We start from the raw sequence: 11559 nt of genomic DNA, 5'->3' as shown, positions 1-11559 counted from the left end.
TCAGGGTTCCCCAAACCCTGACCTGACGAGATCGCCCACGTATTCGACCGCGCGTTCGGCATCCGGACCGGACGCCTCGACATGCAGGACCGCGCCCTTGCCTGCTCCGAGGGTCATAAGGCCGGTCATCGAGGCCCCGTCCACACCGTTTACCGTGACCTCAACGTCCATTCCAGCCAGGCCTCCGGCGATCTTGGCTGCCGGCCGGGCATGCATTCCCGCCAGGTTGATGAGTTCGAAGTCGCCGGTCGCGTCCGGCCCCGGGTGGCCGTCGGCAGTAAGAATGCCAGCACCCTGTCCCGGGACGGCAGCATCCGGCAGCCCGGGGCCGGCAGGGTGCGCTCCGGCCTGGGCGTGCTCCTCCTTCGGGCCGTGCTCCTCCGTCGGGCCGGCGGCCGGGTAGCCGCGGGCCGCCTCGGCCGCCCGCCGGACAGCGTGCACGCTGGCGCCGCCTTGGGCCGCCACGGCCGCCGCGACCAGGCCCTCCACTACCGGTGCATCCGCCAGGAGAACCGTGGCGGCATCATCGGCAAATTCCAGGGCCGATTCGGCCGTCATCACTGCGGATCCAAGATCGGTAAGCACCACGACGCCATCGCCTCCGGACGCCGCCTCGAGTGCGGCCATTACCTTCTCCAGGCTGGTGCCGATGCGTCCGTCCGACGTGCCGCCGGCCGGCAGCATCATCACGTCCGGCGCCATCTGGGCCGCAAGTTCCACGGCTCCCTCGGCGATCTTGTCACTGTGGGAAACCACAACGAGCCGCACCGTCACGCCGCGGCTCCGGCCGCCGCCCGGAGGATCAGGGCGCTGGACGCCGCTCCGGGGTCACGGTGCCCGGCGCTTCTCTCGCCGAGATAGCTTGCACGTCCTTTGCGGGCCACGAGCGGATCCGTGGCCACGGCCCCCGCCTCGGCTGCCTCTGCCGCCGCGATCAGGACGGACAGCGTGTCGCCGTCGGCTGCTGCCGCCAGGGCCGCCTCGACGGCCGGGGTCCAGGCATCCACCATGGTCTTGTCGCCGGACTCGGCCTTCCCCCGGGCGACGATGCCGTCCCGCGCGGCTGCCAGCGCCGCCGCCAGCGTCGGGGCATCGATGTAGGCCGCATCGCCGAGTGCCGTCGCCGCCCGCAGGAACGCCGTGCCGTAAAGGGGGCCGGCGGCACCGCCCACTTTGGACATCAGTGCCATGGCGGTCAGCTTGAGCGCAGCCCCAGGGGTGTCCGGCGGGGACTCGGCCAATTTGTCCAGGACTGCCTGGAAGCCCCGGTCCATGTTCTCTCCGTGGTCGGAATCCCCGATTGCCCTGTCCAGTTCAATGAGCTCCACGCGGTGCTCAGCCATGGCCTGCGCGGACAGCGTCAGCCATTTGACGGCCCAGGTGACGTCGAGCCCCACGTCATACCCCCCATCGCAGGGCAGCGGTGTGGACGGGCGCATCCCACAGAGCGGTGAGTTCGTCGTCCAGCCGGAGGACCGAAATGGAGCAGCCCTGCATTTCGAGCGAGGTGATGTAGTCACCCACGAGCGAACGCTCCACCTGGGCGCCCCTGTCAGTGAGAACCTGGGCTGCCCGGCGGTACACGATGTAGAGCTCGCTCAGCGGTGTGCCGCCCATGCCGTTGACGAACAGGAGCACCTTGTCCCCGGAGGCGACGCCGAGGTCGCCCAGAATCGGTTCCAGCAGGCGGTCGGTGATGGCATCCGCGGCCTCCATGGCAATCCGGTGCCTGCCGGGTTCACCATGGATACCGATGCCGATCTCCATTTCATTGTCCTCAAGGTCGAAACTAGGCGATCCGGCGTGCGGCACAGTGCAGGCCGAGAGGGCCACACCCATGGTCCGGACGTTCTGGTTCACCCGGTTCCCGACGGCGGCAACCGCGTCAAGGTCATCACCCCGCTCGGCAGCGGCGCCGGCGATCTTCTCGACCAGCACCGTGCCGCCCACTCCCCTGCGGCCGGCCGTATAGAGGGAATCCTCGACAGCGACGTCGTCGTTGACCAGCACAGTACGGACGTCAACTCCTTCCGCCTGGGCCATCTCGGCTGCGATCTCAAAGTTCAGGACGTCACCGGTGTAGTTCTTCACGATATGGACCACCCCTGCGCCCGAGTTGACCGCGAGCGTGGCCGGGATGATCTGATCGGGCGTCGGCGAGGTGAAGACGGCGCCGGGCACGGCGGCATCGAGCATTCCCAGCCCGACAAAACCCGCATGAAGCGGTTCATGCCCGCTCCCGCCGCCGGAGACGAGGCCTACCTTTCCCGCGACGGGAGCATCCCGCCGGGTCACATACTTCGGGTCTGGATGAACGGTCACAAGGTCAGCATGGGCAAGCCCAAACCCCTCCACTGATTCGTCCACTACAGCGCGCGGGTCATTGATGAGCTTTTTCACGGCCGGGCTCCTGGGGGCTCTCGGTGCTTCGTCTTGGACATCGATCAGGATGTGCTTTGACCCTACTACCGGCTCACGCCTGGCGGTAGTTGCCGCCGCAGGTCCCCGGTTGCGCCGATAGCGGCGGAAGGGCCAGCCCCCAAAAACTGTCCCTTCCGCTCGCCAAACATTTTATCCAGCAAGTGTACAAAAAGGAAGAGTTGGAAGGGAACCCGGCTATTTCCCCGGGAGCATCTCGGGGTCCGGAGCGGGATTGCCGGCGACTGCGTCGCCGGCGGCACGGATGACTTCTGTTCCATCGGCCGGGAGTTCCTTGAGGTCGTCCACAGCGAATCCGTCGTCGGTGATAATCACGTCGAGCTCCTGCAGGCGCAGCACGCGGTATTTCGCAAAGCTGCCGTACTTGCCGCTGGAGGCCATCAGCACTGTGGAGGTTGCAGCCCCGTGCGCTGCCCGTTTGGCTTCGATCTTCGCCTCCACCGGCGTCGTTATTCCATGCCGGCCGTCCCAAGAACTGCAGGATAGGAAAGCAATGTCCAGGGACAGTTCCTGCAGTGTGAGGGCCGCAAGCCGCCCGATCGTTGATTGGTTGTCGGAGTCGACGCGGCCCCCGATGCAGATGAGGTCCGTGCTCGGATGATCGAGGAAGGCCTGCACGGTCTTGAGGTCATTGGTGACGACCGTGAGGCCCTCCCTCTCCTGGAGGAACGGCCGCATGGCCTGAACGGTTGTCCCGGCGTCGAGGTAGATGGTCATCGAGTCCGAGACCATGGCCGCGGCTGCCTTCGCGATCGCTGTCTTCTGGGGCAGGTCGATCACCGACTTCTGTGCACGCAGCGGTTCGACGAGCTGCCGCGTCACAAGTGACGCACCGCCAGGGGTGGCGATGACACGGCCCTGTTCTGCCAGAAGCGCTACGTCGCGGCGGGCAGTCATGTGGCTCACACCAATCAGCTCGGTGAGCTGCCGATAGCTGAGGACCTGTTCACGCCGCAGGTGCCGAAGGATCTCCTGCCTGCGCTGTTCAGGGATCAGTGAAGTTGTGCGCGCCATTGCTGTTACTCCTCGGCGTCAGTTTACGTCTGCCAGCTCGCCCCATGGGCTGCCCCATTCGGCCGCAAGCTCGCAGACCTGCGCCTCGTCCAGTATGCGGCGTTTCGTCGTCGCCGTCAGAAGGGCGATGCGGCACGCTTCCTCGAGTTCCACGGCGCGGTCCACGGCGTCGTCCAAGTCTTTGCCCGCGACAACTGAGCCGTGGTTGGCCATCAGCGCAGCCCGCAGCTTCCAGGGCGAGGCGAGCAGGTCGGTCCCAAGGCTGCTATCGCCGGGGTGGCGGTAGGGCATCAGCGGAGTCTGGCCGACCCGCATCACGAAGTACGGCGTCAATGGCGGGATTGCACTGTGCTCTGCCCAGGGCTCCAGACACGACCACGCCACCGCATACGGTGAGTGGAGGTGCACAACGGCGCGGTGCGCCTCGTCGCGGCGGTAGAAGGCGACGTGAAGCGGCCACTCCTTGGACGGCCGGATGCCGCCAACATGGGTGCCGTCAAGGTCAATTACGGAGATGTCGCCAGCCGTGAGGCGGCCCAGGGAGGTCCCGCTCGCCGTGATCAGAATGCGGTCAGCGTCGCGGATGCTCAGGTTCCCGCTGCTGCCAGGACTAAGCCCCGCGTCAACAATGCGCACGCCGGCCGCAATGAGTGCCTCCTCGGCGCTCATGCGAGGACGTCCCAACCAGCCGTAAAGAGATCCTCGCGCCCGAAGTTGCCGCTCTTGAGCGCCACGGCAATGCGCTTCCCGGATGCGGTGGCAGCATCAGCCCAGCAAACGCCTGGGGCAAGTTCCGGCCCGATGTGCAGGGTCTGGATGCCAAGCCCGCGGACCACAGCCCCGCTGCTTTCGCCGCCGGCCACGATCAGCGCGGAGACCGAGCCGGCATCGACAAGCTGGCGGGCGACGGCGGACAGCACGTGCTCGACAAGCGGAGCGGTATCCACCCCTTCGACGGACTGCCGGACGTCGCCCGGCTCACGCACTGCGCAAACCACGGGGATGGAACCCGAAGGTTGGCCCGAGACCCAGCGCGCCAGGGCAGCTGCCTCTTCCTCCGGGCGGCGGGCGGCCGCCTGCAGGTCGATCTGCCGGACAGGCTGGCTCCTCGCCGCATGGGCGATCTGGCCGCGCGTCGCCGCGGACGCGCTGCCGCACAGGACTACGCGGCCCGAAATTCCGGGCGAAGTCCACCCGTTCTTAGTAATGCCGGCAGCGGTCATTCCGAGCGCAAGCCCGGAGCCGCCGGAGACGACCACGTCGTTGGCGGTCGCGGCGGCAATCACGGCGAGATCGTCGTCGTCGATGGCGTCTATCACGATGTAGCGGGCGGAGGAATCTTGAAGTGCGGAAAGCAGCGCGGGGGCGCCGGCACGCACGGTTTCGTATGCGATTTCGCTGACGCTGTGCGGCGTCTGCGGGCGCAGCAGTGACGCGATGCGGGACTGCGTCATAGGGGTCAGCGGGTGCCTGCTCATTGATGAATTTTCCAGGAGTTCACCGCCGACGAAGAGATGCCCGCGGTACACGGTCCGGCCATTCGCCGGAAGAGAGGGCACAATCACACACCGTCGGGCGCCTACTGCGTCGGTAACGGCATCCAGGACGGGGCCGATGTTGCCGCGATCCGTCGAGTCAAACGTCGAGCAGTACTTCACGTAGAAGCGGGTAGCCCCCCAGGCCCGCAGCCGTTCAAGCGCATGCAATGAGTCGGCAGCAGCTGACTCCGGCGCCGTGGTCCTCGTTTTCAGTGCGACAACGATGGCGTCGAGGTCCGTGCGGTCTTCGAGGTGGCCGTCTTCAATCACCACAGCCACCCGGTGGCCTGAGCGGCGCAGCATCGTTGCGAGGTCGGTTGCCCCGGTGAAGTCATCGGCTATTGCTCCCAGCACGGGCACTCCTTTCCTGCGCCTCCCGGCACATACACCAATAGAAACACTATATGTGAAAATTTGATAAGAAGTTATACGATTCTAGATGATATCGCCGGAGCCCAACACAACGGGCTCCAACCGCCGCTTGGGTAAGCGATGCTGCGCATAGGAAAGCCCGGGCTGCCCCCAAGGGGGCAGCCCGGGCCTGCAGCAACCAGCGCCGCATTGCTGCGGGACAGTCGCTGCCTACAGGATCTTGATCATCCGCGTGTTGCCGAGCGTGTTCGGCTTGACCCGGGCCAGGTCCAGGAACTCGGCCACGCCTTCGTCATGGGAACGCAGCAGTTCCGAGTAGACCTGCGGATCCAGTGCCGACTGATCGGCCATCACCTCGAAGCCGTGCCGCTTGAAGAAGTCCACCTCGAACGTCAGGCAGAACACGCGCGAGACGCCGATGGCTGAGGCTTCCTCGAGGAGGCTTTCCACCAGGGCGTGGCCCACTCCCCTGCCACGCCAGTCGTCGGAGGCGGCGAGCGTGCGGACCTCCGCGAGGTCTTCCCACATGACGTGCAGGGCGCCGCAGCCGATGACTTCGCCGCTGTCCGACTCTGCAATGCGGAATTCCTGGAGGCTTTCGTAATAGGCCACCGTCTCCTTGGCCATCAGGATCCGCTGCTCGGCCAGGGGCGCCACGAGTCTCTTGATGGAGGCCACATCACTGGTGCGGGCGGGGCGGATGGTGAAGGAGTCAGTCACAGCCCCATCTTACGGTGGAGGCATGGGACGCCCCCGCAGGCACCATCACCGTGCCCGTACACGCCGAAGCCCCGCCTGCTCCCTTTCGGGCGCGGGCGGGGCTTCTGGAGTGCGGCTGGGGCCTAGGCGGTCGGAGCGATCTCCGGGATCCGCGGCTTGGCGTTGCCGGCGAACGTGAACTTGGCGTCGTCTCCTTCGCCGTCCACGTCGACCACCACGATGTCGCCGGGGTGCAGCTCGCCGAACAGGATCTTCTCGGAGAGCTGGTCCTCGATCTCGCGCTGAATAGTGCGGCGCAGCGGCCGGGCACCCATGGCGGGATCGTAACCACGGGTGGCCAGGAGAACCTTGGCCTCCTTGGTCAGCTCGATGCCCATGTCCTTGTCCTTGAGACGCTTCTCCAGGCGCGTCACGAACATGTCCACGATCTCGATGATCTCGTCCTGCGTCAGCTGCGGGAACACCACGACGTCGTCAACACGATTCAGGAACTCGGGCCGGAAGTGCTGCTTGAGCTCCTCCGTGACCCGGGCACGCATCCGGTTGTACCCGGTCTGGGTGTCCGTGCCGGACTGGAAGCCCGTGGCGACACTCTTGGAGATGTCCCGGGTACCAAGGTTCGTCGTCATGATGATGACGGTGTTCTTGAAGTCCACCACCCGGCCCTGGGAGTCGGTCAGGCGTCCGTCTTCCAGGATCTGCAGCAGCGAGTTGAAGAGGTCCGCGTGGGCCTTCTCCACTTCGTCGAACAGAACCACGGAGAAGGGACGGCGGCGAACCTTCTCGGTCAGCTGCCCGCCTTCTTCGTAGCCGACATAGCCCGGAGGGGCACCGAAGAGCCGCGATACCGTGTGCTTCTCGGAGTACTCGGACATGTCCAGCGTGATGAGGGCGTCCTCTTCACCGAACAGGAATTCGGCCAGGGCCTTGGCGAGCTCGGTCTTGCCGACGCCGGTGGGGCCGGCGAAGATGAACGAACCGCCGGGGCGCTTCGGGTCCTTCAGCCCCGCACGGGTGCGGCGGATGGCCTGGGACAGTGCCCTGATGGCCTCGTCCTGTCCGACAACCCGTTTGTGCAGCTCGTCCTCCATCTTCAGCAGGCGCGAGGACTCTTCCTCGGTCAGCTTGAATACCGGGATGCCCGTGGAGTTCGCGAGGACTTCGGCAATCAGATCCTCGTCAACTTCGGAGATGTCATCCATCCCGCCGGTCTTCCAGTGGCGTTCCTTCTCCGAGCGCTCAGTGATGAGCTTCTGCTCCTTATCACGCAGCGCGGCTGCACCTTCGAAGTCCTGCGCGTCAATCGCGGACTCCTTCTCCATCTTCAGCTCGGAGATCCGCTCGTCCATCTCCTTGAGCTCCGGCGGAGCGGTCATGCGGCGGATGCGGAGGCGGGCGCCGGCTTCGTCGATGAGGTCGATCGCCTTGTCCGGCAGGAAGCGGTCCGAAATGTAGCGTTCGGAGAGATTGGCTGCCGAGGCGAGGGCGCCGTCGGTGATGGTGACGCGGTGGTGCGCCTCGTAGCGGTCACGCAGGCCCTTAAGGATCTCGATCGCGTGGGCGACGGAGGGCTCCTTGACCTGGATCGGCTGGAAGCGGCGCTCCAGCGCGGCGTCCTTCTCGATGTGCTTGCGGTACTCATCCAGCGTGGTGGCGCCGATGGTCTGCAGCTCGCCGCGGGCCAGCATGGGCTTCAGGATCGAGGCCGCATCGATGGCGCCTTCGGCGGCACCGGCACCCACGAGGGTGTGGATCTCGTCGATGAAGAGGATGATGTCCCCGCGGGTGCGGATCTCCTTGAGCACCTTCTTCAGGCGCTCTTCGAAGTCACCGCGGTAACGGGAGCCGGCCACGAGGGACCCGAGGTCCAGCGTGTACAGCTGCTTATCCTTGATGGTTTCGGGAACGTCGCCGCGGACGATCGCCTGGGCAAGGCCTTCGACGACGGCCGTCTTGCCGACGCCGGGCTCGCCGATCAGCACGGGGTTGTTCTTGGTGCGGCGGGAAAGGACCTGCATGACGCGTTCCATTTCCTGCTCGCGGCCGATGACGGGGTCCAGCTTGTTCTCGCGGGCGGCCTGCGTGAGGTTCCGGCCGAACTGGTCCAGGACGACGGAGCCAGCGGGAGTGCCCTCGGCCTGGCCCTGGCCGACGCCGGCACCGGTGGTCTCTTTGCCCTGGTATCCCGACAGCAGCTGGATGACCTGCTGGCGGACCCGGTTGAGGTCGGCGCCGAGCTTCACGAGCACCTGGGCCGCAACGCCCTCACCCTCGCGGATGAGTCCCAGCAGGATGTGCTCCGTGCCGATGTAGTTGTGGCCAAGCTGCAGGGCCTCACGCAGCGAAAGCTCCAGCACCTTCTTTGCACGCGGGGTGAAGGGGATATGGCCCGAGGGAGCCTGCTGGCCCTGGCCGATGATCTCCTGCACCTGCTCGCGGACGCCGTCGAGCGAAATGCTCAAGGACTCAAGAGCTTTGGCGGCAACGCCCTCACCCTCGTGGATCAGACCCAAAAGGATGTGTTCGGTACCAATGTAATTGTGGTTCAGCATGCGTGCCTCTTCTTGGGCAAGCACAACTACGCGACGGGCACGGTCCGTAAATCGCTCAAACATTTCGCCACACTCCTAGCTACGACGTACTTTGATGCTACGTGGGGGAGGTACGACTTGGGGAGCTTGTTCGCCACAGGGGAAACCGCGACGGTTGCGCAGAGCCACAATCCACCCGCTGGAAGCAGCTCCCGGCGGGCCGGAACTCCCGGTTTCGGCCCGGCGCCGGGCACCGGAGTCCATCAATCGCACCTGCCGCGGACAGGATTTTCCAGGCCATTACACAATTGATCGCTGCTGACCTACGGGGATCAGGCTCAATAGGCCCTTTCCTGATGCTTCCGCCGGAAAGTTCGGCCCCGGGGTCCGATTCCTGCTTCTCAGGAGAATCATGGGGACAATGAGATTCGTGGGGGTTAGGAGTTTCCTGGGCCGGAAAAAATCTGCCTCAAAGGCATCGAGCGCAATAAAGGTCCCGGCGGATGGATTGCGTGGTTAAAGGGCGGCGCCCCCGGATTACACCGGGGGCGCCGCCCATTAATACTCAGAGCCGCAGAAATCTAGGCATTTGCCTTTTGGTACGCTTCCTGGATTTCAGCCTGGATGCGACCCCGGCTATTAACCGTGTAGCCGTGGTCCCGGGCCCATTGGCGTATCTGCGCAGAGTCCTGGCTCCGTCCGCCGCCTGCCCTGGTACGGGAGGGGCGGCCGCCGGACGTCTTGCGACCGGCGGATACAAAGCGTTCCAGTGCAGAGCGCAGTTCTGAAGCATTGGCCGACGACAAGTCAATTTCATAACTGACGCCATCGAGCCCAAAACGGACGGTTTCGTCCGCCGATCCCCCATCCAGATCGTCCACGAGGACGATATTTACTTTCTGTGCCATCAAAATTCTCTCTTTTGGAAAGGGACGTGTGATCAGATAAGCAGGATGTTTCCACCTAAAGTATCTCCCCGATTAAGGCAACGCGTCAAAACACGCATTGGTTCCTTGGGGACGCCGGAGAAGAAATGGCTGCGGCTATTTGTCCGATTCGGCCGAAGGTCCCGAAGTATCTGCCGGCGGAAATGCCTGCAGGTTGCCCTGCTGTGAATCCGACACGGCCCCTGGGCGCGGTTTATCCTGCTTGACGGCCTGCTCAGCAGCCTGGGCGGAGCGCGTACCGGCAGCAGAGCGCGCATCGGCTTCTGCCTGCGCCTCTGCCTCGGCCTGGCGCTCGGCCTTGTCAGCGTTGAAGATCGACTTCATGGCGAACCAGAAGAGCAGGCCCACCACCAGGGAAGGCAGAAGTACGGCTACGTACTCCACGGTCAGTGGCCCTCCGGCTTCAGCAGCGGGAACAGGATGGTCTCCCGGATACCCGCGCCGGTGAAGAGCATCACGAGGCGGTCGATGCCCAGGCCGATGCCGCCCATGGGAGGCGCACCGTACTCAAGGGCACGCAGGAAGTCCTCGTCCAGCTGCATCGCTTCAACGTCGCCTGCCGCTGCATGCCGGGACTGTTCGGTGAGGCGTTCGCGCTGGATGACGGGGTCGATAAGTTCGGAGAATGCGGTGCCGCGCTCCATGCCGCCGATGATGAGGTCCCAGGCCTCGATCAGCCGGCCGTCCTCACGGTGCGGGCGGGCCAGCGGCTGGGCCGACGGCGGGTAGTCGTAGACAAATGTGGGGTTCAGCAGCGTGGGCTCCACGATCTCGCCGAAGAGTTCCACGGCGAGCTTCTCGGCGCCCCACTTGGGGTCCACCTTGACCTCGTGCTTCTCCGCCACGGCGCGCAGCTCCTCCAGCGGCGTCTCCGGGGTGATCTCCTGCCCCACGGCCTCGGACAGGCCGGGGTATACGGACACCCAGGCCCAGTCGCCGTCGAGGTTGATCTCGCCGGCCTCGGTCTGCAGGATCCGGCCCGCACCCACCGCGTCGGCGGCATCCAGGATGATCTCCTTGATCCGGTCGGCCATGACGAACTGGTCCGCCCAGGCCTCGTAGCACTCGAGGGTGGTGAATTCGGGGCTGTGGGTGGAGTCCACGCCCTCGTTGCGGAAAACGCGGCCCATGTCGTACACGCGGTCGATGCCGCCAACCACCGCGCGCTTGAGGTACAGCTCGGTGGCGATGCGCAGGGTCATCTTCTGGTCGAAGGCATTCATGTGCGTCTCGAACGGGCGGGCCAGGGCGCCGCCGTGAACGAGCTGCAGGATGGGGGTCTCCACCTCCACGTAGCTGTGGCGGTGGAGGCTCTCGCGGATCGAGCGGGTGATCGCGGCACGGGTGTAGACCATCTCGCGGGCCTCATCGCGCACCATCAGGTCCACATAGCGCTGGCGGACCCGGGTCTCCTCGTTCAGCTCGGCGTGCAGCACCGGCAGCGGGCGCAGCGCCTTGGACGCCATGGACCAGGACTCCGCCATCACGGAAAGCTCTCCGCGGCGGGACGAGATGACCTCGCCCTTGATGAACACATGATCGCCGAGGTCAACGAGGGCCTTCCAGTCCGCGAGCGCCTCTTCGCCGACGTTGGCCAGGCTGAGCATGGCCTGCAGCCGCGTGCCCTTGCCGTCGACGCCGCCTTCCTGCAGCGTGGCGAAGCACAACTTGCCGGTGTTCCGGACGAAGACCACGCGGCCGGTCACGCCTACGACGTCGCCGGTGGTGTCGTCGGCTTCCAGGTGTGCATACTTTTCGCGGATTTCGCTCAGCGAATGCGTCCGCTCTACACCCACCGGATACGCCTCGGTACCGCGCTCGATCAGCTTGGCGCGCTTTTCCATCCGGATGCGCATCTGCTCGCTGGCGTCGAGCGGCTCTGGGGCATTCTTTGGGGCGGGGGTGTTTTGGGAAGTCACAAACATCAAGTTTACCGGGAGTTCGCCCTCCGGCGTTTCGACCGGACAGAACCTTCCCGATGAAGCGGGGCATAGACTC

General features: G+C 65.3%; 11 protein-coding genes. All 11 read right to left on the bottom strand.

The window, feature by feature from the left end:
- Entirely contained in the window at positions 1-774 is a 774-nt protein-coding gene (gene dhaM, locus ACIP90_RS04620) for a dihydroxyacetone kinase phosphoryl donor subunit DhaM (protein ID WP_400577361.1), read from the bottom strand.
- Positions 771-1397, bottom strand: a complete 627-nt coding sequence (gene dhaL / locus ACIP90_RS04615; protein WP_400577360.1) for a dihydroxyacetone kinase subunit DhaL — start codon at positions 1395-1397, stop codon at positions 771-773. The genes dhaM and dhaL overlap by 4 nt, the downstream gene beginning before the upstream one ends.
- Position 1398: 1 nt before the next feature.
- The gene (gene dhaK, locus ACIP90_RS04610; protein ID WP_400577359.1) at positions 1399-2400 is read right to left on the bottom strand and encodes a dihydroxyacetone kinase subunit DhaK; all 1002 of its coding nucleotides are present in this window, start codon (positions 2398-2400) and stop codon (positions 1399-1401) included.
- A 216-nt stretch (positions 2401-2616) separates the two neighbouring features.
- Positions 2617-3453 (bottom strand): DeoR/GlpR family DNA-binding transcription regulator, encoded by an 837-nt coding sequence (locus tag ACIP90_RS04605; RefSeq protein WP_400577357.1) that lies wholly within the window; start codon positions 3451-3453, stop codon positions 2617-2619.
- An 18-nt stretch (positions 3454-3471) separates the two neighbouring features.
- Positions 3472-4122, bottom strand: coding sequence for a class II aldolase/adducin family protein (locus ACIP90_RS04600; RefSeq protein WP_400577355.1), 651 nt, complete (start codon positions 4120-4122; stop codon positions 3472-3474).
- Entirely contained in the window at positions 4119-5345 is a 1227-nt protein-coding gene (otnK, locus tag ACIP90_RS04595; protein WP_400577354.1) for a 3-oxo-tetronate kinase, read from the bottom strand. The genes ACIP90_RS04600 and otnK overlap by 4 nt, the downstream gene beginning before the upstream one ends.
- Before the next feature lie 228 nt (positions 5346-5573).
- A complete protein-coding gene (locus tag ACIP90_RS04590) occupies positions 5574-6083 on the bottom strand; it encodes an amino-acid N-acetyltransferase (RefSeq protein ID WP_400577352.1) in 510 nt (169 codons plus the stop codon).
- Between the two features lie 122 nt (positions 6084-6205).
- Positions 6206-8698, bottom strand: coding sequence for an ATP-dependent Clp protease ATP-binding subunit (locus ACIP90_RS04585; RefSeq protein ID WP_400577350.1), 2493 nt, complete (start codon positions 8696-8698; stop codon positions 6206-6208).
- A gap of 497 nt (positions 8699-9195) precedes the next feature.
- The gene (locus tag ACIP90_RS04580; RefSeq protein ID WP_400577348.1) at positions 9196-9522 is read right to left on the bottom strand and encodes an Lsr2 family protein; all 327 of its coding nucleotides are present in this window, start codon (positions 9520-9522) and stop codon (positions 9196-9198) included.
- A 135-nt stretch (positions 9523-9657) separates the two neighbouring features.
- Positions 9658-9945, bottom strand: a complete 288-nt coding sequence (locus ACIP90_RS04575) for a hypothetical protein (RefSeq protein ID WP_400577717.1) — start codon at positions 9943-9945, stop codon at positions 9658-9660.
- Between the two features lie 2 nt (positions 9946-9947).
- The gene (gene lysS / locus ACIP90_RS04570) at positions 9948-11486 is read right to left on the bottom strand and encodes a lysine--tRNA ligase (RefSeq protein ID WP_400577347.1); all 1539 of its coding nucleotides are present in this window, start codon (positions 11484-11486) and stop codon (positions 9948-9950) included.
- Positions 11487-11559: the final 73 nt, after the last annotated feature.

The sequence above is a fragment of the Arthrobacter sp. NPDC093139 genome (assembly GCF_044754165.1).
Lineage (GTDB): Bacteria > Actinomycetota > Actinomycetes > Actinomycetales > Micrococcaceae > Arthrobacter.
Note: the sequence above shows the minus strand (reverse complement) of the source record. Positions and strands in the feature narration are given on the sequence as shown.

Coding starts and splice junctions, on each gene's coding strand:
- ACIP90_RS04605 (WP_400577357.1), bottom strand. CDS start 3,453: ATGGCGCGCACAACTTCACTGATCCCTGAACAGCGCAGGCAGGAGATC.
- ACIP90_RS04580 (WP_400577348.1), bottom strand. CDS start 9,522: ATGGCACAGAAAGTAAATATCGTCCTCGTGGACGATCTGGATGGGGGA.
- ACIP90_RS04600 (WP_400577355.1), bottom strand. CDS start 4,122: ATGAGCGCCGAGGAGGCACTCATTGCGGCCGGCGTGCGCATTGTTGAC.
- ACIP90_RS04585 (WP_400577350.1), bottom strand. CDS start 8,698: ATGTTTGAGCGATTTACGGACCGTGCCCGTCGCGTAGTTGTGCTTGCC.
- lysS (WP_400577347.1), bottom strand. CDS start 11,486: ATGTTTGTGACTTCCCAAAACACCCCCGCCCCAAAGAATGCCCCAGAG.